General features: G+C 67.0%; 31 protein-coding genes and 1 pseudogene. 21 read left to right on the top strand and 11 right to left on the bottom strand.

Annotated elements, in window-relative coordinates:
* Nucleotides 1-209: 209 nt before the first annotated feature.
* The 6 genes from rnr (at nt 210) to AB4Y99_RS12855 (ending at nt 4,980) form a co-directional block, all read left to right on the top strand.
* Nucleotides 210-2,615: a ribonuclease R gene (gene rnr, locus AB4Y99_RS12880; RefSeq protein WP_441523591.1), complete on the top strand. Its 2,406-nt coding sequence runs from the start codon at nt 210-212 to the stop codon at nt 2,613-2,615.
* Entirely contained in the window at nt 2,612-3,058 is a 447-nt protein-coding gene (locus AB4Y99_RS12875) for a DUF983 domain-containing protein (RefSeq protein ID WP_038367989.1), read from the top strand. Before rnr ends, AB4Y99_RS12875 begins: the two co-directional genes overlap by 4 nt.
* The gene (locus AB4Y99_RS12870; RefSeq protein ID WP_441523590.1) at nt 3,055-3,789 is read left to right on the top strand and encodes an NUDIX hydrolase; all 735 of its coding nucleotides are present in this window, start codon (nt 3,055-3,057) and stop codon (nt 3,787-3,789) included. Before AB4Y99_RS12875 ends, AB4Y99_RS12870 begins: the two co-directional genes overlap by 4 nt.
* 168 nt (nt 3,790-3,957) lie before the next feature.
* On the top strand, nt 3,958-4,125 hold the full coding sequence (gene rpmG, locus AB4Y99_RS12865; RefSeq protein WP_038367996.1) for a 50S ribosomal protein L33: 168 nt from the start codon (nt 3,958-3,960) through the stop codon (nt 4,123-4,125).
* A gap of 390 nt (nt 4,126-4,515) precedes the next feature.
* On the top strand, nt 4,516-4,743 hold the full coding sequence (locus tag AB4Y99_RS12860) for a hypothetical protein (protein ID WP_142020786.1): 228 nt from the start codon (nt 4,516-4,518) through the stop codon (nt 4,741-4,743).
* A gap of 93 nt (nt 4,744-4,836) precedes the next feature.
* Nucleotides 4,837-4,980 (top strand): hypothetical protein, encoded by a 144-nt coding sequence (locus tag AB4Y99_RS12855; protein WP_156116072.1) that lies wholly within the window; start codon nt 4,837-4,839, stop codon nt 4,978-4,980.
* Nucleotides 4,981-5,377: 397 nt separating this feature from the next.
* On the opposite strand, the gene AB4Y99_RS12850 is transcribed toward AB4Y99_RS12855, so the two are convergent.
* Both AB4Y99_RS12850 and AB4Y99_RS12845 read right to left on the bottom strand, forming a co-directional pair.
* Nucleotides 5,378-6,754, bottom strand: a complete 1,377-nt coding sequence (locus AB4Y99_RS12850; protein ID WP_441523589.1) for a PleD family two-component system response regulator — start codon at nt 6,752-6,754, stop codon at nt 5,378-5,380.
* Nucleotides 6,755-6,769: 15 nt separating this feature from the next.
* Nucleotides 6,770-7,138 carry a response regulator gene (locus tag AB4Y99_RS12845; RefSeq protein ID WP_038368004.1) on the bottom strand — a complete coding sequence of 123 codons (369 nt, stop codon included), beginning with the start codon at nt 7,136-7,138 and terminating at the stop codon, nt 6,770-6,772.
* Nucleotides 7,139-7,269: 131 nt separating this feature from the next.
* Between AB4Y99_RS12845 and AB4Y99_RS12840 the strand changes: the two genes are divergently transcribed.
* Together AB4Y99_RS12840 and AB4Y99_RS12835 are read left to right on the top strand one after the other, a co-directional pair.
* Nucleotides 7,270-7,566 carry a DUF3572 domain-containing protein gene (locus AB4Y99_RS12840; RefSeq protein ID WP_038368007.1) on the top strand — a complete coding sequence of 99 codons (297 nt, stop codon included), beginning with the start codon at nt 7,270-7,272 and terminating at the stop codon, nt 7,564-7,566.
* A gap of 12 nt (nt 7,567-7,578) precedes the next feature.
* Nucleotides 7,579-8,771, top strand: a pseudogene (locus AB4Y99_RS12835) (DNA polymerase IV).
* Here the strand turns inward: AB4Y99_RS12835 and AB4Y99_RS12830 are convergent.
* Nucleotides 8,728-9,594 carry a cell envelope integrity EipB family protein gene (locus AB4Y99_RS12830; protein ID WP_162719973.1) on the bottom strand — a complete coding sequence of 289 codons (867 nt, stop codon included), beginning with the start codon at nt 9,592-9,594 and terminating at the stop codon, nt 8,728-8,730. The pseudogene AB4Y99_RS12835 and the gene AB4Y99_RS12830 overlap by 44 nt on opposite strands.
* Nucleotides 9,595-9,786: 192 nt before the next feature.
* Here AB4Y99_RS12830 and AB4Y99_RS12825 point away from each other — a divergent pair, with 192 nt between their 5' ends.
* From AB4Y99_RS12825 to AB4Y99_RS12790, 8 genes are all read left to right on the top strand, one after another.
* Nucleotides 9,787-10,260, top strand: a complete 474-nt coding sequence (locus tag AB4Y99_RS12825; RefSeq protein WP_112762058.1) for a RidA family protein — start codon at nt 9,787-9,789, stop codon at nt 10,258-10,260.
* Nucleotides 10,260-11,039, top strand: a complete 780-nt coding sequence (locus tag AB4Y99_RS12820) for a glycerophosphodiester phosphodiesterase family protein (RefSeq protein WP_441523588.1) — start codon at nt 10,260-10,262, stop codon at nt 11,037-11,039. Before AB4Y99_RS12825 ends, AB4Y99_RS12820 begins: the two co-directional genes overlap by 1 nt.
* Entirely contained in the window at nt 11,036-12,274 is a 1,239-nt protein-coding gene (locus tag AB4Y99_RS12815) for a GNAT family N-acetyltransferase (protein WP_441523587.1), read from the top strand. The genes AB4Y99_RS12820 and AB4Y99_RS12815 overlap by 4 nt, the downstream gene beginning before the upstream one ends.
* A complete protein-coding gene (locus tag AB4Y99_RS12810) occupies nt 12,267-13,037 on the top strand; it encodes a hypothetical protein (RefSeq protein WP_441523586.1) in 771 nt (256 codons plus the stop codon). Before AB4Y99_RS12815 ends, AB4Y99_RS12810 begins: the two co-directional genes overlap by 8 nt.
* Nucleotides 13,038-13,125: 88 nt before the next feature.
* Nucleotides 13,126-13,554 (top strand): HIT family protein, encoded by a 429-nt coding sequence (locus AB4Y99_RS12805; protein ID WP_038368020.1) that lies wholly within the window; start codon nt 13,126-13,128, stop codon nt 13,552-13,554.
* Nucleotides 13,555-13,616: 62 nt separating this feature from the next.
* Complete coding sequence (locus AB4Y99_RS12800; protein ID WP_441523585.1) at nt 13,617-14,081, top strand: carboxymuconolactone decarboxylase family protein; 465 nt, start codon at nt 13,617-13,619, stop codon at nt 14,079-14,081.
* Between the two features lie 128 nt (nt 14,082-14,209).
* Entirely contained in the window at nt 14,210-14,677 is a 468-nt protein-coding gene (locus tag AB4Y99_RS12795; protein WP_038368026.1) for a carboxymuconolactone decarboxylase family protein, read from the top strand.
* A gap of 22 nt (nt 14,678-14,699) precedes the next feature.
* Nucleotides 14,700-15,584: a sigma-70 family RNA polymerase sigma factor gene (locus tag AB4Y99_RS12790; RefSeq protein WP_441523584.1), complete on the top strand. Its 885-nt coding sequence runs from the start codon at nt 14,700-14,702 to the stop codon at nt 15,582-15,584.
* Here the strand turns inward: AB4Y99_RS12790 and AB4Y99_RS12785 are convergent.
* The 5 genes from AB4Y99_RS12785 to clpS form a co-directional block, all read right to left on the bottom strand.
* On the bottom strand, nt 15,581-15,943 hold the full coding sequence (locus tag AB4Y99_RS12785) for an AzlD domain-containing protein (RefSeq protein ID WP_081925639.1): 363 nt from the start codon (nt 15,941-15,943) through the stop codon (nt 15,581-15,583). The two genes, AB4Y99_RS12790 and AB4Y99_RS12785, sit on opposite strands and share 4 nt — an antisense overlap.
* On the bottom strand, nt 15,940-16,662 hold the full coding sequence (locus tag AB4Y99_RS12780; protein WP_441523583.1) for an AzlC family ABC transporter permease: 723 nt from the start codon (nt 16,660-16,662) through the stop codon (nt 15,940-15,942). Before AB4Y99_RS12780 ends, AB4Y99_RS12785 begins: the two co-directional genes overlap by 4 nt.
* Before the next feature lie 225 nt (nt 16,663-16,887).
* Nucleotides 16,888-17,172, bottom strand: coding sequence for a hypothetical protein (locus AB4Y99_RS12775; protein ID WP_038368030.1), 285 nt, complete (start codon nt 17,170-17,172; stop codon nt 16,888-16,890).
* Between the two features lie 14 nt (nt 17,173-17,186).
* Nucleotides 17,187-19,739: an ATP-dependent Clp protease ATP-binding subunit ClpA gene (clpA, locus tag AB4Y99_RS12770; RefSeq protein ID WP_441523582.1), complete on the bottom strand. Its 2,553-nt coding sequence runs from the start codon at nt 19,737-19,739 to the stop codon at nt 17,187-17,189.
* Between the two features lie 43 nt (nt 19,740-19,782).
* Nucleotides 19,783-20,124, bottom strand: a complete 342-nt coding sequence (gene clpS / locus AB4Y99_RS12765) for an ATP-dependent Clp protease adapter ClpS (protein WP_038368775.1) — start codon at nt 20,122-20,124, stop codon at nt 19,783-19,785.
* Nucleotides 20,125-20,426: 302 nt separating this feature from the next.
* Between clpS and kdsA the strand changes: the two genes are divergently transcribed.
* Together kdsA and AB4Y99_RS12755 are read left to right on the top strand one after the other, a co-directional pair.
* Nucleotides 20,427-21,296 carry a 3-deoxy-8-phosphooctulonate synthase gene (kdsA, locus tag AB4Y99_RS12760; protein WP_441523581.1) on the top strand — a complete coding sequence of 290 codons (870 nt, stop codon included), beginning with the start codon at nt 20,427-20,429 and terminating at the stop codon, nt 21,294-21,296.
* Nucleotides 21,289-22,485 (top strand): MFS transporter, encoded by a 1,197-nt coding sequence (locus tag AB4Y99_RS12755; protein WP_441523580.1) that lies wholly within the window; start codon nt 21,289-21,291, stop codon nt 22,483-22,485. Before kdsA ends, AB4Y99_RS12755 begins: the two co-directional genes overlap by 8 nt.
* 134 nt (nt 22,486-22,619) lie before the next feature.
* Here AB4Y99_RS12755 and queF read toward each other — a convergent pair whose 3' ends face one another.
* Nucleotides 22,620-23,075 carry a preQ(1) synthase gene (queF, locus tag AB4Y99_RS12750; RefSeq protein WP_441523579.1) on the bottom strand — a complete coding sequence of 152 codons (456 nt, stop codon included), beginning with the start codon at nt 23,073-23,075 and terminating at the stop codon, nt 22,620-22,622.
* A 323-nt stretch (nt 23,076-23,398) separates the two neighbouring features.
* On the opposite strand from queF, the gene AB4Y99_RS12745 reads away from it, so the two are divergent.
* Entirely contained in the window at nt 23,399-23,629 is a 231-nt protein-coding gene (locus tag AB4Y99_RS12745) for a hypothetical protein (protein WP_038368040.1), read from the top strand.
* Here AB4Y99_RS12745 and AB4Y99_RS12740 read toward each other — a convergent pair whose 3' ends face one another.
* The gene (locus AB4Y99_RS12740) at nt 23,630-23,755 is read right to left on the bottom strand and encodes a hypothetical protein (protein ID WP_441523578.1); all 126 of its coding nucleotides are present in this window, start codon (nt 23,753-23,755) and stop codon (nt 23,630-23,632) included.
* 299 nt (nt 23,756-24,054) lie between these two features.
* On the opposite strand from AB4Y99_RS12740, the gene eno reads away from it, so the two are divergent.
* Entirely contained in the window at nt 24,055-25,338 is a 1,284-nt protein-coding gene (eno, locus tag AB4Y99_RS12735) for a phosphopyruvate hydratase (protein ID WP_441523577.1), read from the top strand.
* Nucleotides 25,339-25,359: 21 nt separating this feature from the next.
* On the opposite strand, the gene AB4Y99_RS12730 is transcribed toward eno, so the two are convergent.
* Nucleotides 25,360-26,010: a hypothetical protein gene (locus AB4Y99_RS12730; protein ID WP_441523576.1), complete on the bottom strand. Its 651-nt coding sequence runs from the start codon at nt 26,008-26,010 to the stop codon at nt 25,360-25,362.
* A 172-nt stretch (nt 26,011-26,182) separates the two neighbouring features.
* On the opposite strand from AB4Y99_RS12730, the gene AB4Y99_RS12725 reads away from it, so the two are divergent.
* Nucleotides 26,183-26,557: EamA family transporter (locus AB4Y99_RS12725; protein WP_441523575.1), on the top strand; the 375-nt coding region annotated here is incomplete at its 3' end.

Here is a 26,557-nt window from a genome sequence, read left to right as displayed (position 1 = left end):
AGCCTCTTCTGGTCGGTAACAACTGAAAGGAGGTGATCCAGTGTCTCATTGTCATCAGCCGCTGGTGCAAGGCGGGTGGACCTGGACCTCTTCTTGCTGGGGTTCGTGTTCCGCGTGAGTTTTCGCACCTTTGATCCGGTTCGCTGGATCGCGGTTCGACAATGGAAGGGCTGTCCGAAAGGGCGGCCCTTCTTCTTTTCGTCTCGCGAATGCTGGCACTTGCTCGCCGGCCGTGGCAGACAGTCGGGTGTGGTTCATATCCTTCCCATCCTGACGAGCGGCGCCCCGTGAACGTGCCTGAACCGAGCCGCGAGGCGATCCTCGACTTCATCGAGGAGGAGCGTTCCGCCGGCCGCGAGGTCGGGCGGCGTGAGATCGCGCGTGCCTTCGGCCTCGACCAGGGCGGCAAGATCTGGCTCAAGCGCCTGCTGCGGGAGATGGAACAGGAAGGCGAGATCGGCGGCGACGGCAAGGAGCGCCCGGTGCATCCGCGCGGCGCCCTGCCCCCGGTCCTGCTCTGCGAGGTGAAGTCCCGGGATCGCGACGGCGATCTCGTGGCGCAGCCGCTCGAATGGAACGAGGCCGATGACGGCGCGCCGCCGCGAATCCTGATCGAGAACCGGCATGAGGGCCGGCGCAAGCCGAAGGATGCACGCCCTGCCCCCGGCGTCGGCGATCAGGTCCTGCTCAAGCTGACGCGGCTGCGCGGCGTCGATGGCTTCGCCTATTCCGGCCATGTGCTGAAAGTGATGGGCAAGGCGAAGGCCGCCGTGCTCGGCATCTTCCGGGGCCTGCCCGACGGTTCCGGCCGGCTCGTCCCGATCGACAAGAAGGCGCAAGGGCGCGAGGCGATCATCCCAAAGGGACGCACCGGAGAGGCCGAGGACGGCGATCTCGTCTCGGTTTCGCTCCGCCGCGAGAGCCGTTTCGGACCGCCGGAGGCGCAGGTGCGCGAGCGGCTGGGCTCGCTCAAATCCGAGCGCGCCGTCAGCCTGATCGCGATCCATGCCCACGGCATCCCGCATGAATTCCCGCCGGCGGCCCTCAAGGAAGCCGCCGAGGCGCCGCTCGCGAGCCTGAAGGGCCGCGAGGATTGGCGCGAGCTGCCGCTCGTCACCATCGACCCGGCCGACGCCAAGGACCATGACGACGCGGTCCACGCCGCGCCGGACGAGAGCCCCGACAATCCCGGCGGCTTCGTCGTCACCGTCGCCATCGCCGATGTCGCGGCCTATGTGCGGCCCGGCTCGGCGCTCGACCGCGAGGCGCTGGAACGCGGCAACTCGGTCTATTTCCCCGACCGCGTCGTGCCGATGCTGCCGGAACGGATCTCCAACGACCTGTGCTCCTTGCGTGAAAACGAGGACCGGCCGGCGCTGGCCGTCAGGCTCGTCCTGAAGGCGGACGGCTCGAAGAAGAGCCATTCCTTCCATCGCGTATTGATGCGCTCGGCGGCGAAGCTTTCCTACCAGCAGGCGCAGGCCGCCATCGACGGCACGCCGGACGAGAAGACCGGCCCAATCCGCGAGAGCGTGCTGATGCCGCTCTGGGCGGCCTATGGCATCGCGGCGCGTGCCCGCGACCAGCGCCAGCCGCTCGAACTCGACCTGCCCGAGCGCAAGCTGGTCCTGAAGCCCGACGGCGCGGTCGAGCGCGTGATCGTGCCGGAGCGGCTGGCGGCGCATCGATTGATCGAGGAGTTCATGATCCTCGCCAATGTCGCGGCCGCCGAGACGCTGGAGAAGGCCGGGAGCCTGCTGATCTATCGCTGCCATGACGAGCCCTCGCTCGAGAAGATGCGCGCGCTCGGCGAGGTCCTGGCCTCGATCGGCATCAAGCTGCCGAAGGACGGGGCGCTGAGGCCCGTGCTGTTCAACCGCATCCTCGGGATGATCAAGGGCTCGGAAAACGAGACGCTGATCAACGAGGTGGTGCTGCGGACCCAGGCGCAGGCCGAATATGTCGCGGAGAATTACGGGCATTTCGGCCTCAATCTGCGCCGCTACGCCCATTTCACCTCGCCGATCCGGCGCTATGCCGACCTGATCGTGCATCGCGCCCTGATCACGGCGCTGAAGCTGGGCGAGGACGGGCTGCCGAAAAGCGTGACGCTCGCCGAATTGCGCGAGGTCGCGACCCGCATCTCCGCGGCGGAGCGGCGCGCCATGGCGGCCGAGCGCGAGACCACCGACCGGCTGATCGCGCATTTCCTCGCCGACCAGATCGGCGCGAGCTTCGACGGGCGCATCGGCGGGGTGAACCGCGCCGGGCTCTTCGTGAAGCTCGACGGCACCGGTGCCGACGGCTTCGTCCCGGCCTCGACGCTGGGCGGCGACTACTATCGCTATGACGAGGCGGCCCATGCGCTGATCGGCGAGCGCACCGGCGAGAGTTGGCGGCTCGGCGACAAGGTCCATGTCAAGCTCGTCGAGGCGGCGCCGGTCGCAGGCGCGCTGCGCTTCGAGCTGCTCTCGGCCGGCCGCACCGTGGCGACCGGACGCGCTGGCAAGCGAAGTGGCGGCACGCCATATGGAACGAGCCGACCCGCCGCCTCCTTCGGCCGGACAGGCAAGACCAGGCCGGGCAAGAGCGGGCCGGGCAAGAGGCGCCGATGAGCGTTCAGTTTCACGGTCCTGCCGGCGATGCCGGCCTGCGCGACTGGCGCGGGGCGATCACGCGCGGCGTCAAGGGCCGCTGCCCGCATTGCGGCGAGGGCCGGCTGTTCCGCGCCTTCCTGAAGCCSGTCGACCGCTGCGAGGCTTGCGGCGAGGACCTTTACCACCAGCGCGCCGACGACCTGCCGCCCTATATCGTTATCACCATCGTCGGCCATGTCGTGGTCGGCGGGTTGCTGCTCGCCGAGAAATACGGCGACTGGCCGATGTGGTGGCACATGGCGCTGTGGCCCACTCTGACGATCATCCTCTGCCTGGCCCTGATGCAACCAGTGAAGGGAGGCGTCATCGGCCTGCAATGGGCCTTGCGGATGCATGGTTTCGGCGGCGAAGCCGATCAGCCCGAGCGCCAGCCCCTGCCTTCCCGCGGACGCAATCCATGACCGACCATACCGTCACCCTGACCCAGGCCGAGCGCGCGCGCGGCACCATCAACCTGCGCCCCAAGGACGCCGCGACGATGCTGATCATCGATCGCAACGGTGCCCGGCCCAAGGTGCTGATGGGCAAGCGCCATGAGAGCCACAAATTCATGCCGGGCAAATATGTCTTCCCCGGCGGCCGCCTCGACGACGGCGACCGGCGCATGGTGGCGACGGGCGCATTGTCGCAGATCTGCGAGGACCGGCTGCTCAAGCGCGCTGTGCGGCCGAGCGCGAGCAAGGCGCGCGCGCTGGCGCTGGCGGCGGTCCGGGAGACGTTCGAGGAAACCGGCCTGCTCTTCGGCTCGGACGAATTCGGCGTGCCCGAATTGGCGCCCGAGGGGAGCTGGAGCGAGTTCGCCGGCCATGGCGTGTTCCCGGATCTCTCCGCCATCACCTTCGTCGCCCGCGCGATCACACCGCCGCGCCGGCCGAAGCGCTTCGACACGCGATTCTTTACCATCGACGCTTCGGCCCTGGCCAAGAAGATCGACGGGGTGACGGGACCCGATTCGGAATTGACCGACCTGGTCTGGGTCGATTTCGACGAGGCCAAGGCGCTCGACCTGCCGAGCATCACCAAGGTCATCATCCAGGAGGTCGAAGCGCGGATCGCAGCGGGATTCGCACCCTATCTGCCCGTGCCGTTCTAYTGGGAGAAGCGCGGCAGCTTCGTGCGCGAGGAGCTTTGAAGCGCGAAGAGGTCTCGCGCTCGGATGAGGCGCACGTCGCTCCGCGCTATTCTTCCTTGACTTCGCCGGCCCTTTGCGGCATCTCCCGCGCTGACGGTTTGCCGGGTCTGCCCGGCCATTTTCTTTTCTGAGGGCCATCCGCGGCCCGCATGGTTCGAGGATAAGCCCATGGCCAAGGCCGTGACGATCAAGATCAAGCTGCTTTCGACCGCCGACACCGGTTTCTTCTACGTGACGAAGAAGAACTCGCGCACGATGACCGAGAAGATGTCGAAGAAGAAGTACGACCCGGTCGCGCGCAAGCACGTCGAGTTCAAGGAAACCAAGATCAAGTAAGGCACCCGCCTTCGGATCTGGATGCTTTTTGCAAAGCCGCCCGCCAGGGCGGCTTTTGCTTTTCGGGTGGCCCGAGCTTCGCAAAACAATCCGCCAGGCCGCGGCGACCGCTCCGGAACCGCGTGAAGCCGGCACCGGCGACCGCATCCTCCGCCACGGGATGGAATGCCCGGCTATTCTTCCTGGGACGTGGGATAGCCACCACGGTCGAACTGTCGCTCGCTCCGCTTCTGGCGATCCCGATCGGCCGTCATGACGCAGTTCGCGAAGGCGTCCGTCCCGCGCTGGAAGCCGTAGGCATCGCAGCGAGAGCGATCCTCGACGATGGGCTCGGGCGTGCTCGCGCAAGCACCCAGAGCGAGGACGAGAGTTGATGCAGCAAGGAGCCTCATGGCCACCAGCATCGTCGAGCGCATGGCGAATTTAGGGCTATCGTTCGATGCCGATGCGTCGGCGGCTCCGCCGCCGCCACGCTTGCCGCTTGGTGCCAGCCTGCAGCGCGCCGGCGCCGCGCAAGACGCGGCCACTCGCAACGCTTTCGCAGGCAAGCCTGTTAATCGGCTGCTCGACACGCTATTTGCTGGAGCAGCGCTGTTTCGGCTTGGCACGCGCCGCTAGAGTTTTACCGGCACCGATCACGGAGTGCTTTCTTTGGCGAATCAAGAGGATGGGAAGGCGCATCACARGACGAGCGGTCTCGCGCGACACTTGTTGAAGCTGCTCGTCGAGATCGACTCGTCGCGCTTTCTCAGCAAGAGAATCGCAGCGGCGCTTGGATTGATCGGCCTGCTTGGAAGCTTCGCTGCCGCCGGCTATTGGCTGCCTGCGCTCTTCCAGCACTATTTTCCGGGATAGGCTATCTGCATCCCGTCGCGCTGAAAGCGGCGAAGCATGGGCTTGCGGCTTTATCCGCTGCCACCGCTACCGGAGATGAGGTGGCCGGTCGGCGACGGTTCTGAGGAGGCCAGAATTCCGCTGCCGACCGGCCGAGCCCTTCGGTTTCCCAGGAGATGCGGCGGACCTGAGTCTCCGAGGGGCATTGCCGAGCAGCGATGCCGCTGCGTTGCGGAAACACTTACAATCTGACTGAAACGAATCAATCGAATACGACTGATTCGCCATTGTTCATCGATTTTTAACCTTACCTGCTAAGCTTAAGCTTGAGGCTGCGCGCACTGACTCAAGGTCACGTTTCACGAATCGGCGCAGCGGCTTAGCGGAAAGACTTCATCCGCTGGATGCGGAAACGCCCTCAAGCGGCGTTGGCGGCAATCACGCGGTTGCGGCCACTGGCCTTGGCCCGATAGAGCGCGTCGTCCGCGCGCTTCACGATATCGGCGGAGGAGGCGTCGCCGGCCTTGCGGCTCGCCACGCCGATCGAGACCGTGACCGGGATCTCGCGACTGTTGTTGTAAATGGCGAAGGGCGTGTTCTCGACGCGCTCGCGAATGCGCTCCGCCACGGCATAGGCCGCCTTGGGGCCGGTTTCCGGCAGAACCACCACCACCTCCTCGCCGCCCATGCGCGCGACGAGATCGATGCCGCGCGTGCAGGCGCGCACCCGGTCGGCAAATTCCTTCAGCACCTCGTCGCCGGCATCGTGCCCCCAGCTGTCGTTGACCACCTTGAAGTGGTCGACATCGAGCACCATCACCGACAGGGCGCGGGCCCTCAGCGCGGATTCGTCGAACATCGCGGCGAGGCGCGTGTCCATGAAGCGGCGATTATGCAGCCCGGTGAGCTGRTCCAKCACCGCCATTTCCATGGAGGATTGCAGGCTGTCGCGCAGCCGGTCGGTGAAACGCTTGCGGCGCACCTGCGTGCGCACGCGGGCGAGCAGCTCGTTGCGGTCGATCGGGCGGATCAGGAAATCATGCGCGCCGATGTCGAGCCCGCGCAGGATGCGGCCCCGATCCTCAGCCTCCCCCATCAGCAGCACCGAGATGTCACGGGTGCGGTCGAGCGAGCGGAGCTGGCTGCACAGGCGCAAGCCGTCCTGCCCCTGCAGGTCGAGGCTGATCAGGACCGCGTCGACATCTTCTTCCGCCGCCCGCACAGCCGCCCGCTGGGAATCGGGCTCGACCTCGACGAGATGGAAGGCCGAAAGCGCGCTCTGCAGGCGCTCGGCGACCGAGACGCGGTCCTCGACCAGCAGCACCCGCCCGTTGAGGCCGATTTCGGCGGCGGCCGCCACTAGAGGATCGGCGATGCCGAGGCGGCGCGAGGCGGCGGCGCGGTTGCGCAGCTCGTCGGTCATGGATTTCAGCCGAGAAAGGCTGCGCACCCGCGCGAAGAGCGCGACATCGTCGAGCGGCTTGGTGAGGAAATCATCGGCCCCGGCATCGAGACCCTGCAGACGGTCGCGCGGCTGGTCGAGCGCCGTGACGATCACCACCGGGATATGCGCCGTCACCGGCGTGCTCTTCAGGCGGCGGCAGACCTCGAAGCCGTTCATGCCCGGCATCATCACGTCGAGCAGCACGATGTCGGGCTCGCCCCGCTCGCAGATCGCCAGCGCGTCAGGGCCGCTCGTCGCCGTGAGCACGTCGAAATACTCAGCAGAAAGCTTCGCTTCCAGCAGCTTCAGATTGGCGGGAACGTCGTCGACGATGAGGACGCGAGCGGACATGGAAGGGCTTTCGACTCAGGCTGCGCCGGCATAGGCGCGGACGGTCTCCAGGAATTTCGCTACCGAGATGGGCTTCGACAGATAGGCCTCGCAGCCGCCTTCGCGGATGCGCTCCTCGTCGCCCTTCATCGCAAAGGCGGTGACGGCGATGACGGGGATGGCCTTGAGGTCGTCATCCTCCTTGATCCATTTCGTGACCTCGAGCCCCGAAACCTCCGGGAGTTGGATGTCCATCAGGATCAGGTCCGGCCGATGGGTACGGGCCAGCTCGATGGCCTCGATTCCGTCCGAGGTCTTGAGCGTGGCGTAGCCATGCGCCTCGAGCAGGTCGTTGAAGAGCTTCATGTTGAGCTCGTTGTCCTCGACGATCAGAACCGTCTTCATTCGGCCGCCCTTCGTGCTGCGCCGCCAAAATCCGACTTGCGTCGGAGCTTCGGCCTGGCGGCTTCGTTCGCTAAATGTGCTAGCATGACAGCAGTTGACGAAACGCAAATCGAATATGCGACACGAGGCCGATGGCACCGCGACAAAGCTTTCCCGACGCCGAGGCGCTGGCGGTCCAGGCGCTGGGCTTCCTCGCCGCCGAACCCGAGCGAATCGGGCCTTTCCTGGCCACGACCGGGCTTGATCCCGCGAATTTGCGCGCTGCCGCCGGTGAACCCGGCTTCCTTGCCGCCGTGCTCGATCATATCGGATCGAGCGATTCGCTCCTGCTCGAATTTGCCGAAAATTTAAGGCTGAATCCGGAAATCGTGGCCGAGGCACGCCGCCGGCTCGCCGGGGACGCGCCCGGCCCCGGCGAATTCGCCTGAACGAGCGGGGTTTTGCGCGTGCGCAGCCTGTGCCGCGATTGCCTGAACGACCACGAGGCCGCGGGCCCGCTGCGGCGTTGCCCGACCTGCGGCTCGCCACGGCTGATCCGCCACGCCGAGCCCGCACCTATGGGGTGCGCTCGGCCATGCCGATGTTCAAGGCGCTGGAGGCCTGCCCGGACGCCGTCGTCGTCAAGCCGAACATGGCGAAATACGTTTCGGTCGGCCGCGAGGTCCGGCAGATGATGCGGGAGCTCACGCCGCTGGTCGAGCCGCTCTCGATCGACGAGGCCTTCCTCGACCTCTCCGGCACCGAGCGGCTGCACCATGCCAGCGCCGCCGAGACGCTGGCGCGCTTTGCCCGGCGCGTCGAGGACACGCTCGGCATCACCATCTCGGTCGGGCTGTCCTATGCGAAGTTCCTGGCCAAGGTCGCCTCCGACCTCGACAAGCCGCGCGGCTTCTCGATCATCGGGCGGGCCGAGGCCGTCGCCTTCCTCGCCGACAAGCCGGTCGGACTCATTCCCGGCATGGGGCCGGCGAGCGTCGCCAAGCTCGCGGAGGGGGGCTTCAAGCTGATCGGCGACCTGCGCGAGGCTCAAGACGAGAAGCTCTTCCGTCTCGCCGGCAAGGACGGGCCGCGGCTGAAGAAGCTCGCCAACGGCATCGACCCGCGCAAGGTCACGCCCGAGCGCGAGACCAAGAGCGTCTCCAGCGAGACGACCCTGGATGTCGATCTCTCAGGCTTCGAGGAGCTGGAGCCGATCCTGTGGCGGCTCTGCGAAAAGACGTCGAAACGGCTGAAGGATCAGGAGCTTGCGGGGCGGACCATCACCCTGAAGCTCAAGACAGCAAGCTTCCACAGCATCACCCGCGCGACCCGGCTGCCGGAGCCGACCCAGCTCGCCGCCAGGCTTTTCGCCGCCGGGCGCGACCTGCTGAAGCGGGAATGCACCGGCCCGCGCTATCGGCTGATCGGCATCGGCACGAGCGATTTCAGCCCGCCGGCCGAGGCCGATCACGGCGATCTCGCCGACACCGCCACGCCGCGGCTGAAGGCCATGGAGGGCGCGCTCGACAAGCTGCGCGCTCGCTTCGGCGATGCTTCGATCGGCCGGGGCCTGAACCTCAGGCTGCCACAGCGCCCGTCAAGCGAACCGGCTATTTCGCGCAAGGCTCCTGAGGAAGAAGGTCCAGACGGCTGAGGGTGCCGCGCAGGGCGAAGCTGCCATAGTCGAGATGGATCGCGCCGGTGACGCCGTTCTCGTAGAGCTCGAAGGAGATGGTGTAGGACGGCGTCGATTCGCCCGCGCCGACCTTGTAGTAGGAGATCGAAACCGGCCAGCGGGCGATCTTCTCGAATTCCGGACGCTGCAACGGCTTCTCGGACGGCGCGGCCTCAATGCGCTTCCCGATGATCGAGAGCGTGTCGTAGACCTCCTTGCCGCTGTTGGCGCCGTCATAGAGCCGCACGTTCAGCGTGGTCTTGCCGGCGCGCGCGGCCTGGATCACCGCCTTCATCTGCGCATTGGGGAAAAGGGCGTCGTTTGGCTCGCGATAGGCCTCGGCCTTGGGCTGGCGCAGCTTGACCTCATAGCCGCCGCCGGCCTTCTCGGCCGTGCCGTCGACCGTTTCGGGCTGGGCGCCGCCTGATGAGCTTTCCGTCTTGAAACGGTAGCTCGCGCCGTCGCCGGCCTCGAAGCTGGTGGTGCGGGCATCGACGACGCGCGGGCCGGCCTCGGTGCCGAGCTGCGTCACCTGCCGGAACGAAAGTGCGTAGCCCTCACAGGCGTCGCCGGTGAACTCGAAGGCGATCCGCCCCTTCGCCGCCTCGATGTTGCCGGACGGCTTGGCGCCGTCGAGAACGAGGTCGTAGACGGCGCGATGCGGCGCCAGCACCACTCTGTCGGCCGCATTGCCCTTCGGCGCGGCCTTGTCCTGCGAGGCGCTCTGGGCCTGCGCCCCGCCCGCCAGCAGCAGCGCCGCCACGCAAACCCGCCCCGCAAGGCCGAATAGACTTCCGCTCATGATGTCGCTTGTCCGCTTCCTGTCAGCGAAATCTAGGTGCATTGCGGCAATGGCGCAAACAAGGCGAAACGCCTCGGCTTTCGTGCCGTGGCAGCCCTGCCCGCGCGGCATGCCGCAGCGCTTGCGAGCCGTCCGGCCATCGGCCATGAAAGGCCCCTGCCCTCGTTCGCGCAGCCAGACGGAGCCAAGACCATGAACGTCGTCGATACCAAGCTCGCCGAACTCGGCATCACCCTTCCGACACCGGCCGCGCCGATCGCCAATTACGTGCCCTACGTCATCACGGGGAAGCTGCTGGTCATCTCCGGCCAGCTCTGCTTYGGCCTCGACGGCAAGCTCTCCGACAAGCACAAGGGCAAGCTCGGCGCCGAGATCTTCAACGAGGCGGGGTTGGAAGCGGCACGGCTCTGCGCCATCAACGTGCTCGCCCAGGCGAAAGCCGCGCTCGACGGCGATCTCGGCCGGATCGTGCGCTGCGTCCGCCTCGGCGGCTTCATCAACGCCGCCCCGCATTTCTCCGCCCTGCCGGCGATCATGAACGGCGCGTCCGACCTGATGGTCGAGGTTCTCGGCGACAAGGGCCGTCATGCCCGCTCGACGGTCGGCGTCGCCGAATTGCCGGCCGGGGCCGCGGTCGAAGTCGAAGCCATGTTCGAGATCGCCTGATGAGCGCCGGCCTCGCAAAGGACGCCAGCCGGCCCGATCTCGGCTGGCTGGTGGCGAAGCCGATCGCCCATCGCGGCCTGCATGATCTTACCGCCGGCGTGATCGAGAACAGCCCCTCGGCGGCGAAGGCGGCCATCGCTGGCGGCTTCGGCATCGAATGCGACGTGCAGCTCACCGCCGACGGCGAGGCGGTGGTGTTCCACGACTTCGTGCTCGACCGGTTGACGGGCGAGACCGGGACGGTCGTGGCGAAGACGGCGGCCGAACTCGGCAAGATCACGCTCAAGGGTTCGAGCGACCCGATCCTGACGCTCTCCGCCTTCCTCGACCTGATCGGCGGGCGCGTTCCTCTCGTCATCGAGATCAAGAGCCGCTTCGACGGCAATCTCGCCCTGACCCGGCGCACGGTGGAGGTGCTGGCCGGCCATGCGGGCCAGCCGATCGTGATCAAATCCTTCGATCCCGAGATCGTGACCGCCTTGCGCACGCTTGCGCCGCAGATCCCCCGCGGAATCGTCGCGATGAATGCCTATGATTACGGCGACTACGACAAGCTCTCGCCCGAACGAAAGCATGCGCTCGCCAATCTCCTCCACTTCACCGAAAGCCGGCCGGACTTCCTGTCCTGGAAGGTCACGGACCTCGAAAGCGCCGCGCCCTATCTCTGCCGCAACGTCATCGGGATGCCGCTGATGAGCTGGACGGTGCGCACCCCGGAGGAACGGCAGCGGGCGGCCGATTTCGCCGACCAGATGGTGTTCGAGGGCTTTCGCCCTTGAGCGACGGCCCGGGCGACAGTCTCAGCGTCCGCGTTGCGACCTCGCTCAAGGCCGTACCCGCCGGCGCGTGGAACGCCTGTGCGAATCCCCATGCCTTGCAGGACGCCCTCGCGGCGCCCTGCTCCCCATCCGCGGAAACCGGCATCGACCGCGACAACCCCTTCGTCAGCCATGAATTCCTGAGCGCGCTGGAAGAGAGTCGCTGCATCGGCGGCCGCTCGGGCTGGTCGCCGGCCTATCTGGTCGTCGAGGACGAGAGCGGGCAGATCCTCGCCGCGAGCCCAAGCTTCCTGAAGAGCCACAGCCAGGGCGAATATGTCTTCGATCATGGCTGGGCCGATGCCTATGAGCGCGCCGGAGGGCGCTACTACCCCAAGCTCCAGGTCGCCGCGCCCTTCACGCCCGCGACCGGCCCGCGCCTGCTCGTCGCCGATACGCCGCGCGCCGAGGAAGCGCGCGCAGCCTTGATCGCCGGGCTGGAGGCGCTGCGCGGGCAGACGCAGGCCTCCTCCGTCCATGTCACCTTCGCGCAGGAGCCCGATGTCGCGGCGCTGAAGCAGGCCGGCTATCTCGAGCGCAACGATCTGCAGTTCCACTGGCAAAATGGCGGCTTCGCGGGCTATGACGACTTCCTCGCCACGCTGGCCTCGCGCAAGCGCAAGGCGCTGAAGCGCGAGCGGCGCGAGGCGGTTTCGGCCGGCATCACCATCGAGACTCTGTCGGGCTCCGACCTGACGGAAGCCGTCTGGGACGATTTCCACGGCTTCTATGAGGACACCGGCTCGCGCAAATGGGGCCGGCCCTATCTCAACCGGGAGTTCTTCTCGCGGGTCGGCGCGGCGATGGGCGAGCGGATCGTGCTGATCATGGCGAAGCGGGCCGGGCGCTACATCGCCGGCGCGATCAATTTCCGTGGCGCCAACACGCTCTACGGCCGCAACTGGGGCTGCATCGAGGATCATCCCTTCCTGCATTTCGAGGTCTGCTACCATCAGGCCATCGACTACGCGATCGCGCATGGGCTCGCCCGGGTCGAGGCCGGGGCGCAGGGCGAGCATAAGCTGGCCCGCGGCTACCGGCCGGTCATCACCCGCTCGCTGCATCACATCGCCGATCCCGGCCTGCGCCGGCCGGTCGCGAACTATCTGGCGCAGGAACGCGCGGAGATCGCAGCCGCGCAGGCGGCGCTGGAGGCGGACGGACCGTTTCGGAAGACAGAGGGCGACAATGACTGACGGCCCCGTCGAGCCTGCGAGCCCGCTGCTGTTCTGCACGGACGGCGAGCTCGGCTATCGCCGCAGCCTGAGCGATTTCTCGCAACCCCTGACGCTCGACGAGAGCTACCGACTGGCGCATCTGCCGCTGGTGGCGCCGGACCATCCGCGCGTCATTCCCCGCCAGGACGGCAAGTTCTACGAGATGGGCCGGCATCCGCGCGTGTTCTCGCTGGTGCTACCGGTCGACGACGCGACCCTGCAAGCCTCGCCGGCCTTCCGCGAACTGGAAAGCGCGCTGAAAGCGGCGCCTTTCGCCGGCAAGATCGCCTGGGACCTGCTTCCAAGGCGACGCGACAAGCTGCACGCGACCATCTGCGGTTCGCTCGGCGTGGGAGAGCCGCTCGTCATCGCGCCTGAAACCCGCCGGGCACTGGCCGGGATCGGTCCTTTCGCGGTCGAACTGCGCGGGTTGTTCTCCGGAAACGTCAATCGCGGGCGCCTCTATCTTCCCGTCTATCCGCAGAAGCAGGACGGGGCGAACATGCTGCACAAGGTCCAGGCGGCGTTCGGACGGCCTCCGGGCGATCTCTGGCTCGTCGGSCTCTACAATCTGACCGAGGATCTCGATGCGGCGGAGACGGCCGCCCTCGCCGCTCTCATCGAACGCTGGCGGGACGTGGCGCTGCTGCGATTCACCCTGCGCGAGCTCTGGCTGCTCGGCGCCGACGACGATCTCGTGCTCGACTCGCAGATCACGGAGACACTGCCGCTCGGCGGCTGACGCAGGGGCGCCGGCGGCCCCCCGGCCTTGACGCCCCGGCGGCCGGGCCACAGGTTGCGACACCTTCGTCGAACCAGCCGGACCCGCCATGAGCGCCTATGACCCGTCCAATGTCTTCGCCAAGATCCTGCGCGGCGAACTGCCCTCCCAGACCGTCTACGAGGACGCCGAGACGCTCGCGATCATGGACATCATGCCGCGCGCCGACGGGCATGTGCTGGTGCTCCCGAAAGCCCCCTGCCGCAACATCTTCGACGCCCCGCCCGAGGCGCTGAAGGCCGTCGCGCTGACGACGCAGAAGCTCTCGCATGCCGTGAAGGCCGCCTTCGACGCCGACGGGCTCACCATCCAGCAGTTCAACGAGTCGGCCGGCGGCCAGGTCGTGTTCCACCTGCATGTCCATGTCATGCCGCGCTTCGAGGGCGTGGCGCTCAGGCCCCATACCGGCGCGATGGAAAAACCGGAGATCCTCGCCGCCCATGCCGAGAAGATTCGCGCCGCGTTGAAAAATTCCTGAGGAGCATGTCACAGCGGCGCAGGCTGCCTCGTCCTGTCTTCATCAACTGATGGAGACGAACYATGAGCCAACGCCTCAACGCCTTTCAGGCCGCGCCCGGCGCGATCGACGCGCTGCTGAAGACGCAGACCTACATCAATGAATGCGGGCTGGAGCACAGCCTGCTCGARCTGGTGAAGATGCGSGCMTCGCAGATCAACGSCTGYGCCTATTGCCTGCACATGCACGCCGCCGATGCGCGCAAGGCCGGCGAGACCGAGGCCCGGCTCTATCTGCTCGACGCCTGGCACGAATCGGAACTCTACACCCCACGCGAGCGCGCGGCGCTGGCGTGGACGGAGGTGCTGACCCGGCTCTCGCAAGGTGCGCCGAGCGACGAGGCCTTCGCGGAATTGCGCGCGCATTTCAGCGAGAAGGAATGCGTCGACCTGTCGCTCGCCATCGGCGCGATCAACAGCTGGAACCGGATCAATGCCGGCTTCCGTACGCGCCATCCGGCCGACAAGCCGGCGAAGGCCGCCGCCTGACGCTCACGCCTTGACCGGGCCGGGCCACAGGCAGAACCTGCGGGCCGGCAACCGCTATCTCTGTCATCTCATCGGATTTCTTCGAAAAGTGGACTCCACTTTCCGGTCCGATGCCAGCGAGAACCGCCATGAACAAACGCCTCAACCCCTATACGACCGCCCCCGATGCATTGAAGCCGATGATGGCGCTCGAGGAGGCGGTCGCGAATTCCGGCCTCGAGCACAGCCTGATCGAGCTCGTGAAAATGCGGGCCTCGCAGATCAACGGCTGCGCCTATTGCCTGCACATGCACTCCGCCGACGCTCGCAAGGCCGGCGAGAGCGAGGCCCGGCTCTACCTGCTGAGCGCCTGGCATGAATCCGCGCTCTATACGCCACGCGAGCGCGCCGCCCTGACCTGGACCGAGGCGCTGACGCTGGTGTCGCAGACCCATGCGCCGGATGCCGATTATGAAGAAGCCTTGCGCCATTTCAGCGGGGAGGAAATGGTGAAACTCACCCTGCTGATCGGCGCGATCAATGTCTGGAATCGGATCGCGATCGGCTTCCGTTTGCACCATCCCAATGACAGGGCGCCGAAGGCTGCGGCAGCCTAGGAATCCGTATACACGGGATTTCATGACGGACGCCACCGCCGCCGGCTTCGAGCTTCACCGGCCCTATCTGACGCGCCTCGCCTACCGCATGCTCGGCTCGCTCAGCGACGCCGAGGATGTGGTGCAAGATGCCTGGCTGCGCTGGCACGAATCCGCGCCCGAAGCGCTGGCGAACCCGCGCGCCTGGCTCGGGCGCGTGGTGACGCGGCTTTGCCTCGACCTGATGAAATCGGCACGGCGCAAGCGTGAGACCTATGTCGGAGCCTGGTTGCCGGAACCGCTGATCGAGGAGATCGGCGGCCTTTCCCGCGACGAGGACAATCTCGACATTCCCTATGTGCTGCAGCTCGCCCTGGAGCGATTGTCGCCGCTCGAACGCGCCGCCTTCCTGCTGCACGACGTGTTCGACGTGCCGTTCTCCGACATCGCCGACACGCTGGGGCGCAGCGAGGCGGCGTGCCGGCAGCTCGTCTCGCGGGCGCGCCGGCATGCGCGGCAGGATGCCCCCCGCCACCCGCTCTCGCCTGACGAGGCCCGCCGCTACGCCATCGCCTTCTTCGAAGCGGCCCACAGCACCGATCCCACAGCCCTGAAGGGGCTGCTCGCACAGGATGCGGTGTTGCATGGCGACGGCGGCGGCAAGGCGAGCTCGGTGCTCAACCCGATCTTCGGGCGCGACAAGATCGGCCGCTTCTTCGCCGGCCTCGCCCGCAAGCCGGAGCAGCAGGGTTTCGCTCCACGCTACGAGCCGGTGCTGATCGACGGGATGCCCGGCTATATCAGCGTGGAAACCGACACCGAGCAGGCCGTGGTGCTCGATATCCGCGATGGGCAGGTCCATGCGATCTACGTCATCCGCAACCCGGACAAGCTCGGCCCTGTGCGCGACCGCCTCAAAGGCAGCTAGACCGCTCCGAAGAGCCAGACGCCACCGATCAGCACCGCCTCCCCCATCAGAACCGCCAGCATCATGCGCCGCCGATCGATCGCCATGACGGCGACGGCGGCGGCCAGCGCCGTGATCCGTATCAGCAGCGGCGCGTGAGCGAGCGCACCCGGCGGCGAGACGATGAGCTTGGCGACAATGCCGGCGAGCAGCGCGGTCGCGACGGCACGGACCCAGTCGAGCAGCGCCGATTCGGCGCCGAGCCCGCGCGCGAAGACCACGGCGAGCCAACGCCAGATCTCTGTCGGCAGCACCGCGAACAGAAAGAGCGCGAGATAGGGCCAATACGGCCCGTCGAGCCAGGCGATGGGCTGGGTCATGCCGTCTTTCGCCTTTTACCGACGAAGAGCGCGATGGTCCCGGCGGCGAGCCCGGCGACGATGAGGTCGAAGCCGCCGCCGATGAAGCGCTCGCAGATCGGCGCCAGCACGAGGCCGAGGATCAACGCGACCACGTCGCCGCGATGGCGCAGCCCCGCCGTGAGCGAGACGAGGAAGAAGATCGGCGTGAGGCAGAGCAGCCCGGCGGCGAACGGCAAGGGCAGCGCCCCGACGAGATAATAGCCCGCGAAGGTGCCGAGCGCGCTCACCGCCATGCAGGTGTTGGCGAAGGCGAGGAAATAGGGAACGCGCTGGTGCAGCGGAATCGCCGGCAAACGCCGCAGGCCCTCGGTCCAGGCGGTGACGGCGACGTAATGCGCCAGCAGGAGCTGCAGCCAGACGCTCTGGCCGGGGCGGCGCAGCAAGGGCAGGATCGCGACCGTCATCGGCAGGAAGCGCAACGACGCAAAGCCGATCGCGATGGCGATCGCGCTCCAGGCCGCGCCCGCCGCGATCGAGGCAAAGAACAGCACCTGAGAGGGACCGGCCCAGACGAGAATGGTGGAAAGGACCGCGCTGCCGACGGGATAGCCGACATCGCGCGCCAGAGAGCCGATGCCGACCAGGCCGAAGCCGACGATCCAGGCCGGCAGCGACAGCGCATCGCGCATGCCGGCCAACGCGACGCGCTGCCAGCTCCAATCGGCGGATACGCTCATGCGGTCATCGGCGGGAAGGCTCGGGAGGGTTCAGGTCCCGGCGAATCCGGAGCCCTCTCCTCTATCGTTCACGCAGCCGACGCTTGCATAGACATCAGCAAGCCGGCCTGCCCTGCGGTAGTTGCAAAGGGAACCAGGCGGCGAACCGGAATCCGCGAGCACCGCGCAGCTTCAGGGTTCAGCGACGAGCCATGGCTTCGCCGCGCGCGGAATGACGGCGCCGCCTCAGCCCTTGCCCTTCAGGGCCATGGCGATCAGCTCGTTGGCGAAGTCGACCAGCTCCTTGGGGATGCCGCCGACCGACTTGATGCCGAGATAGATCAAATAGATGAAGGCCGGGACCAGGATCCAGCCCAGCACCTCCTCGAAAATGATGCGCCGCCGCCGGCGGCGGCTGCGCTTCTCGAACCAGCCGAGCTTTTCCTTCTGCCGCGGCGGTGGCGCGGCGGTTTCGGTCGCGACCTCGCCGGTCTCGGTCGCCAGCGTCGCAGTCTTCCGTCTGAACAGCACGTCTTAACGCCTTCTCACGCCTTGGTCAGCGGAACCTTCGGCACCGTGCGGACGGCACGGCCGGACGCCTTGGTCGGCGCGGCCGAGCCGCCCGGTGCCCCATTCGACCCCGTGCCGCCTGACCCTGCACCACCTTTGGGAGCACGACGAGGCGGAACGGGCTTGGCCGGGGCGGCGCCCGACGCCTTGGCGCGCGACTTCGGCTCGCGCTTTGCGGTGGCGGCCACGACATCCTTCTCCGGCTTCGGCTTGACCGGGCCATCGGGGAACTCGAGGCCGAGCACCTTGATGCCGGTCTCGGACTGGACGACCACGACCTTGACGGCACCACCGCCCTTGAGGCGCCCGAACAGCACCTCGTCGGCGAGCGGCGTCTTGATCGTCTGCTGGATGAGCCTGGCCATCGGCCGGGCGCCCATCGCCTCGTCATAGCCGTTCTCAACCAGCCAGTCGCGCGCCTCGTCCGAGAGCTCGATGGTGACGTTGCGGTCGGCGAGCTGCGCCTCGAGCTGGAGCACGAACTTGTCGACGACGCGGGCGACCACGGTCTTCGGCAGGTGGCCGAAGGAGATCGTCGCATCGAGACGGTTGCGGAACTCCGGCGCGAACAGCTTGTTGATCGCCTCGGTATCGTCACCCTCGCGCTTCTGGCGGGTGAAGCCATAGGCGTTCTTGGCCAGATCGGCCGCGCCGGCATTGGTCGTCATGATCAGGATGACGTTCCTGAAATCGACCTGCTTGCCGTTGTTGTCGGTCAGCTTGCCGTGGTCCATCACCTGCAGGAGGATGTTGAACAGGTCGGGATGGGCCTTCTCGATCTCGTCGAGCAGCAGGACGCTGTGTGGATGCTGGTCGATCTGGTCGGTCAGCAGGCCGCCCTGGTCGAAGCCGACATAGCCGGGAGGCGCACCGATCAGCCGCGAGACGGTGTGGCGCTCCATATATTCCGACATGTCGAAGCGGATCAGCTCGACGCCGAGCGAGGAGGCGAGCTGGCGCGCGACCTCCGTCTTGCCGACGCCGGTCGGGCCGGCGAAGAGATAGCTGCCGATCGGCTTCTCGCCATCGCGCAGGCCGGCACGGGCGAGCTTGATCGCCGAGGACAGCGCCTCGATCGCCTTCTCCTGGCCGTAGACGGAGCGCTTCAGCGTCTCCTCGAGGTTGCGCAGCACCTCGGCATCGTCCTTCGAGACGGTCTTGGCCGGGATGCGGGCCATGGTCGAGATCGCGACCTCGACCTCCTTCACGCCGATGGTCTTCTTGCGCTTGCCCTCGGGCAGCAGCATCTGCGAGGCGCCGGTCTCGTCGATGACGTCGATCGCCTTGTCCGGCAGCTTGCGGTCATGGATGTAGCGCGCCGAGAGCTCCACCGCCGCCTTGATGGCGTCGCTGGTGTAGCGCAGCTTGTGGAACTCCTCGAAATAGGGCTTGAGGCCCTTGAGGATCTCGATCGTGTCCGGGATCGACGGCTCGTTGACGTCGATCTTCTGGAAGCGGCGCACCAGCGCCCGGTCCTTCTCGAAATACTGGCGGTATTCCTTGTAGGTGGTCGAGCCGATGCAGCGCAGCGTGCCGGAGGCGAGCGCGGGCTTGAGCAGGTTGGAGGCGTCCATGGCGCCACCCGAGGTCGCACCAGCGCCGATCACCGTATGGATCTCGTCGATGAACATGATCGCCTTGGGGTGCTGCTCGATCTCCTTCATCACCTGCTTGAGGCGCTCCTCGAAGTCACCGCGATAGCGCGTGCCGGCGAGCAGCGTGCCCATGTCGAGCGAGAAGACGGTGGCGTCGTGCAGCACCTCCGGCACCTCGCCGCGGATGATCTTGAGCGCGAGGCCCTCGGCGATCGCGGTCTTGCCGACGCCGGGGTCGCCGACCAGCAGGGGGTTGTTCTTCTGGCGGCGGCAGAGGATCTGGATGGTGCGCTGGACCTCGGCCTCGCGGCCGATCAGCGGATCGATGCGCCCGTCCCTCGCCTTGCGGTTGAGGTTGACGCAGTAAGCGTCGAGCGCGCTTTCCTTTTTCTTCTTCTCCTTGTCGTCGCTCTGGCCCTGCTCGGCGCGCTGCTCACGCTGCGGCTCGGCATCGTCCTCGGCGCCGCGCACCGGACGGCTCTCGCTGGCGCCCGGGCGCTTGGCGATGCCGTGGCTGATGTAGTTGACCGCATCATAGCGGGTCATGTCCTGCTCCTGCAGGAAGTAGGCGGCGTGGCTCTCGCGCTCGGCGAACATCGCGACGAGCACGTTGGCGCCGGTCACCTCCTCGCGGCCGGAGGACTGGACATGGATGACGGCGCGCTGGATCACGCGCTGGAAGCCCGCCGTCGGCTTGGAATCGTCRCGGCCRTCGGTGACSAGATTGSTCAGCTCGGCRTCGATRTARTCGACGAGRTTGCGMCKMAGCAKGTCGAGATCGACGCTGCAGGCGCGCATSACSGCGGCMGCGTCCTGATCATCGACCAGCGCGAGCAGGAGATGCTCGAGAGTGGCGTATTCGTGGCGGCGCTCATTGGCCAGAGCCAGAGCCCGGTGAAGCGCCTGTTCGAGACTGCGCGAGAAACTCGGCAAGGGGCGCGCTCCTATCTGTTTTGAGAGGGTGAAATACCCAAGGCTACTTCTTCTCCATCACGCATTGCAGCGGATGCATGTGCTTGCGCGCCAGATCCATCACCAGCGTAACCTTGGTCTCGGCGACCTCGTAAGTGAAGACGCCGCATTCGCCGACGCCGTTCTGATGCACATGCATCATGATCCGCGTCGCTTCGGAGCGATCCTTGTTGAAGAACCGCTCCAGCACGTGAACGACGAACTCCATCGGCGTGTAGTCGTCGTTCAAGAGCAGGACACGATAAAGATTGGGCTTGCGCGTGCGAGTCCGGGTCAGCACCGCCGTCCCGGTTCCCTCGCGCCCGCCATCGGCCGGCGGCCCAGCCCGTTTCGGGCGGTCGGCCATGCCGACGGTGCCCGCGACACGCTCAGCGCGCGCGGACATCTCCTGCGAAATCCCGGCTCGCATCGCTCTGCCCTGGCCTGCCTCGCTCATATCCGTCCGCGCCGTACCCAACCGATCCCGCATCACGATCCAAGATAGTGCTTCGTCACCGAATTTACAGACCTCGTCTCCGCTTCGCCAGCCTGTTCGCGTCGCAGCCGATCAACTCTGCGCTGGCCTCGCCCGCCCTGACCCCGGACCGCGACTTGACCGGGGTGGTGCAGCAGCCATATGCCCGGCTGCCCGCCCGCAAAGGAAATGCCATGACCCCGCACGCCATCGTCTCCATCGGCGAGGATCTCGCCCGGCCCGTGCGCTTCGGCAACGCCCTGCCGCTCGCGCTGATCGCCGGCCCCTGCGCGATGGAAAGCCGCGACCATGCGCTCGAATGCGCGTTCGCGCTGAAGGAGATCGCGGCGGCGCTGAACATCGGCCTCGTCTTCAAGGCCTCGTTCGACAAGGCCAACCGCACCAGCGTCAAGGGCGGCCGCGGTATGGGGATGAAGGCCGGCCTGCCGGTCTATGCCGAAATCCGCGAGCGCACCGGCATGCCCGTCCTGACCGACGTGCATGATGCGAGTCAATGCGCGCCCGTGGCGGAGGTGGTGGACGTGCTGCAGATCCCCGCCTTTCTCTGCCGCCAGACCGACCTGCTTGTCGCAGCGGCGAAGACCGGCCGGGTGGTCAACATCAAGAAGGGTCAGTTCCTCGCTCCCTGGGACATGGTGAACGTCGCCAACAAGGTGACGGAAAGCGGCAATGCGAATGTCATGCTGACCGAGCGCGGCGCCTCCTTCGGCTACAATACGCTGGTCACCGACATGCGTTCCCTGCCGATCATGGCCGAGATCGGCGCCCCGGTGATCTTCGACGCCACCCATTCGGTGCAGCAGCCGGGCGGCAAGGGCTCCTCCTCCGGGGGGCAGCGCGAATTCGTGCCGGTGCTCGCGCGCGCGGCGGTGGCGGTCGGCGTCGCCGGCGTCTTCATCGAGACGCATCCCGACCCGGACAAGGCGCCGTCCGACGGGCCGAACATGGTGCCGCTGGCGGAGTTCCAGAGCCTGATCGCCGAGCTGCAGGGTTTCGATCGTCTCGCCAAGGGCCGCCCGTCGCCAAACCTGGCCTATGTCTGAGCCGAAGCCAGCCGCCGGCCATGATCTCGGCGCCCTCATCCCCGTGCTGGGGCTGTGCGGCTTCGCCTCGACCTTCACCATGCGGCTGGTCGACCCGCTGGTGCCGACGCTCGCCGCCGAATTCGGACAGAGCGTCCACCAGATCGCCTTCCTGGTGACGGCCTTCGCCGGCTGCTATGCGCTCGGCCAGCCCTTCCTCGGTCCGATCGCCGACTCGGTCGGGAAGCTGCGCAGCATCTCGACCTGCCTCGCTTTGCTCTGTCTGTTCTCTGCCGCCGCCGCCTTCGCCACCAACTACTGGATGCTGTTCGCGCTGCGTGCTGGAGCCGGCGTGATGGCGGGCGGCGTGATCCCCGCCGCGATGGCGGCGATCGGCGATAGGGCTCCGATGGCCGAGCGGCAGATCATGCTCGGTCGCTTCCTCGTCATCATGATCATCGGCCAGATGGCGGGCGCCTCGTTCTCGGGGGTGGTCGCCGACCATATCGGCTGGCGGGCGGTGCTGGGGGTGGCTGCCGCGCTCGCGGCCTGCGGCGCGCTGGTGGTGCGGCTCGTCCTGAAGCCCCGGCCCCTCGCCGAACGGCCGCCGCTGAGTCTCGCCGGCGCCATGACGAGCTACGCAGCCGTCTTCGCCAATCCGCGCAGCAAGGTGCTGTACGGCCTCGTGCTGCTGGAAGGCGCGCTGATCTTCGGCTTGCCACCCTTCGTCGCTGCGATCCTGCACGAACGCTCGGGCACCGGCCCATCCGAGGCGGGGATCGCCATCGGCGCGATGGGGCTTGGCGGGTTGGTCTATGGCCTGCTGACGCGCGTCCTCGTCCAGCGCGTCGGACCCGCGCAGATGATGCGCCTTGGCGGGCTTGYCGTGGCGCTGGCCGATTTCGCCTTCATCCTGCCAGCGCCATGGTGGACGTCGATCGGCGTCTTCCTGTCAATCGGCTTCGGCTTCTTCCTGATCCACGGGACGTTCCAGGCCCAGGCGACGGAGCTGGCTCCCACGGCACGCGGTTCGGCGATGGCGCTCTTCGCCTGCTTCTTCTTCATGGGCCACGCGACCGGGCCGCTGCTGATGGGCACGGCCCTTCAAGCGCTCGGCACGCAAGGAGCGCTCGCCCTCTTCGGCACCGCCGTCGGCCTGCTCGGGCTGATGGCGCCGAAGCTGCTGCCGCCCTTGGGCTCGCGGACCTGAGAGGTACACGCCGCCGACATGCTCGGGCTTGACCCGAGCATGTCTTCCCAAAGGACGTTCCCTGCGCTCCTCTGCCCGGAGTTTCTCGGGTCAGGCCCGAGAACGACGCCCGGCTCCCAAACGTCCGGCCGGCCTCAGCGCCCGCGATAGGGCGCGACGCCCTGGTCGGGCAGCCAGAGCCCCTTCGGCGGCTCGCCGGTCTGCCAGAACACGTCGATCGGGATGCCGCCGCGCGGATACCAGTAGCCGCCGATACGGAACCATTCCGGCTCCAGCAGATCGACCAGCGTCTTGCCGATGCCGACGGTGCAATCCTCATGGAAGGCACCGTGGTTGCGGAACGAGGCGAGATAGAGCTTGAGCGACTTCGACTCCACCAGCCACTGGCCCGGCAGATAGTCGATGACGAGGATGCCGAAATCCGGCTGGCCCGTCACCGGACAGATCGAGGTGAATTCCGGGCAGGTGAAGCGGGCGAGATAATGCATGCCGGCATGGGGATTGGGCACGCGGTCGAGGCGGGCTTCCTGCGGCGAGGCCGGCAGCGCGCTGGCTTGCCCGAGCTGCAAGGTCGAGGCGTCGATGGACATCGGATGCTCCTGTGTTTGCGCCGCTTCTAGAGCAGGACGCGAAACAGTGGGAGCCGGTTTTTCGCGAGAATCCTGCCCCAACCCTTTGGCCGGAGCATCTTGCGCGATGGCGGGAGCTGCCCGCGCAGGCGCATGACCCTTCGGCGCGCACCGAGGCCGGGCCGCATAGCCTCGCCCGTATCGGACAAGCGCAGAGACCGCCCCAAAGACCTACCGGGTGCGATATCTCAATATTTATCGATCTTCCACACGCATCCTTGCGACGCACCATGCAACATCATAGTGCAAATCAATGGCGTAACGGATCAGATCCCGATAATTTTATGATAATTGCGGGTATATTATTTCTACTCGGTATTCTGATTGGCCTGTCCTATGGCTATCCGGCCATCGTCATTGCCAGCGCCGCCTTGACGCTCTTCTTCTTTCCGCTCTGGTTGATCCGCGGAGAGCTGAGCTTCTTCACCCTCTTCATCTGGATCGGCTATCTGTTCGCGCTCCAGAGCGGCTTCCTGCTTGGCAGCTATTTCGCCACGCCGGATGACGAGGCGTGATCACCAGAACCAGATCGGCTTGCCGGCGTAGAGGCACAGGCCGACCCACCACGCGACGGTCAGCGCGCACCAGAACAGGACAAGGGCGAGAGAGGGGCGACGACGAGCGGACATATTCTGGAACATGCTTGTTTCCCGATGAGGCGAAGCGCCAAAACCATCGAAAAATCCGCAATCATCGCGCCACGCCTTGCCGGTCCGCGTTCCAGAGTAGCCGCTCTTCGCACAGTCTCCTCTCGCCTGATCGCGCGGGTCAGAAGCGCGATCGGCCTTGCCGCGATGCGCAACCAACAAGGAGGCCTCATTATGGCTTCCCGCGCCATGACGCGCCGGCCGGCTTGACCCCACCCCATGTCTAGCCAAGGCCGGGAACAGCCTCTAGAAGCTGCCTGTCCTTCCCGCTTGCCCCTTCTCCGGAGCCTGCCATGACCGCCATCATCGACATCATCGGACGCCAGATCCTCGATTCCCGCGGCAATCCGACGGTCGAGGTCGATGTGGTGCTCGAGGACGGCTCGATGGGCCGCGCCGCCGTTCCCTCCGGCGCCTCGACCGGCGCGCATGAGGCGGTGGAGCTGCGCGACGGCGACAAGTCGCGCTATCTCGGCAAGGGCGTCCTGCAGGCTGTCGAGTCGGTCAATGTCGCGATCGCCGAGGCGATCGTCGCGATGGACGCCGAGGACCAGACCGCGATCGACCAGACGATGATCGAGCTCGACGGCACGCCGAACAAGCGCAAGCTCGGCGCCAACGCCATCCTCGGCGTCTCGCTTGCCGTCGCCAAGGCTGCTGCCGAGGCGTCCGRCCTGCCGCTCTACCGCTATGTCGGCGGTACCTCGGCCCGCGTCCTGCCCGTGCCGATGATGAACATCGTCAATGGCGGCGCCCATGCCGACAATCCGATCGACTTCCAGGAATTCATGGTGATGCCGATCGGCGCGACCTCCTTCGCGGAAGGCCTGCGCATGGGCTCGGAGATCTTCCACACGCTGAAGAAGAAGCTGCACGACGCCGGCCACAACACCAATGTCGGCGACGAGGGCGGCTTCGCCCCCAACATCAAGTCGGCGGAAGCGGCACTGGATTTCGTCATGCAGGCGGTCGAGGCGGCCGGCTACAAGCCGGGCGAGGACATCGCGCTGGCGCTCGACTGCGCCGCGACCGAGTTCTTTAAGGACGGTTCCTATGTCTATGAGGGCGAGCGCAAGACGCGCGATCCCAAGGCGCAGGCCAAGTACCTCGCCAAGCTCGTCGGCAGCTACCCGATCGTCTCGATCGAGGACGGCATGGCCGAGGATGACTGGGAGGGCTGGAAGGCTTTGACCGACCTCGTCGGGGCGAAGTGCCAGCTCGTCGGCGACGATCTCTTCGTCACCAATGTCGAGCGCCTGTCGCGCGGCATCAAGGGCAAGACCGCCAACTCGATCCTGGTCAAGGTCAACCAGATCGGCACGCTGACCGAGACTCTCGCCGCCGTCGATATGGCGCAGCGCGCCGGCTACACGGCGGTGATGTCGCACCGCTCGGGCGAGACCGAGGACTCGACCATCGCCGACCTCGCCGTCGCCACCAATTGCGGGCAGATCAAGACCGGCTCGCTCGCCCGCTCTGACCGGACCGCGAAGTACAACCAGCTTCTGCGCATCGAGGAAGAACTCGGCACGCAGGCGATCTATGCCGGCCGCGCCGCGCTGAAGGCCCTCGCCTGATCGAGGCCCGCGCTGCCGCGCTCACCAGCGCGGCAGCAGGCCGCTCGCCTGCGACAGGCCCCAGGAGCCGACGGCCTGCACGCCGCCGGCAGCCCCCGAAACGGCATCGACGACCTTCGTCGCCGGTGCGATCACGAGACGGCTCCAGGAATCGTCGTGGGACGTCTCGGCCGTCGTCGCAACCTCGATCGCCGTCGCCGCGGCGGGGGGCAGGATGACCAGCGGCCCCGATGCCGCAACGGCGCGGGTCGTCGGCGAAGCGCTCCGGCGCGACACTGCACGGGGCGTGCTGTCGCCCGCCCGCGGCCGGCGCTCGGAGAGCATCGCGAGCTGCGGCGGCGCCCATTCCCCGGTTTCCGGCCAATTCAACGACATCGGCATCGCCAGCGCCGCCGGCGTGACCGGCGCGTTGGCCAGGATCTCCGCGCCCCCGGCCGAGATGCGCTCCAGCCGGTCGGCGATCTTGCCATTCCGCAGCATCGCCAGCGCCGGTACGGACGCCTGATTGCCGATCGCGGCGCGGGCTCCCTGTCCGGGCGCCGTACCGGACAGAAGCGCAGGCAGCGCCGCGAGCAAAGCAACAGTCGTCACCACGCCCAGCGAAAGCAGGAGGTGGTGGCCGAGCCGGCTCGCCATCGCTGCCGGGCTGGGTGGATAGAGGGTGCTGGACATCGCTGCCACTCCGGATCGCTCGCTGCCCCTTTGGCTCGCGGGAGCCAACAAGCCCTGCCCTGTGGGCGGCAGAAGGGCCGAACCGGGGCGCAATTGCGGTTCGCATCCGCAAGCGCGGGCGCCATGCGCAACGGCCCGTAACGGCAGTGCAGCAATCGCGCTATGCCAGCGCATGGATCAGCGCGTCGCCAGCCTTCCCGCACCTCAGGACAAGGAACGCCGCCGACGCCGGCTCGCCGTCGCCGGCATGCTGCTCAGCGTGCTGATCTTCGGCTCCAACTTCGTCGTCAGCCGGCACGCCATGCTCAACGGCGTCGGTCCGCATGATCTGATGGCACTGCGCTTCGCGACGGCGGGCCTGTTGCTGATGCCGCTCTTCCTGCGCGGGGGCGGCTTGGCCACCTGTGGCGGCGTCGGCTGGAACCGCGGCCTCTGGCTCGCGGCGACCAGCGGCTTCCCGATGACCTTCCTGATGCTGACCGGCCTCACGATGGCCCCCGCCGCCCATGGCGCCACGATCGGCCCGGGCACCGTGACCGTGATCGGC

Origin of the sequence: Allobosea sp. TAB14 (genome assembly GCF_052113865.1) — a bacterium.
Taxonomy (GTDB): Bacteria; Pseudomonadota; Alphaproteobacteria; order Rhizobiales; family Beijerinckiaceae; genus Allobosea; species Allobosea spartocytisi.
The sequence above is the reverse complement of the archived record's forward strand: the minus strand, read 5'-3'. Positions and strand labels throughout refer to the sequence as shown.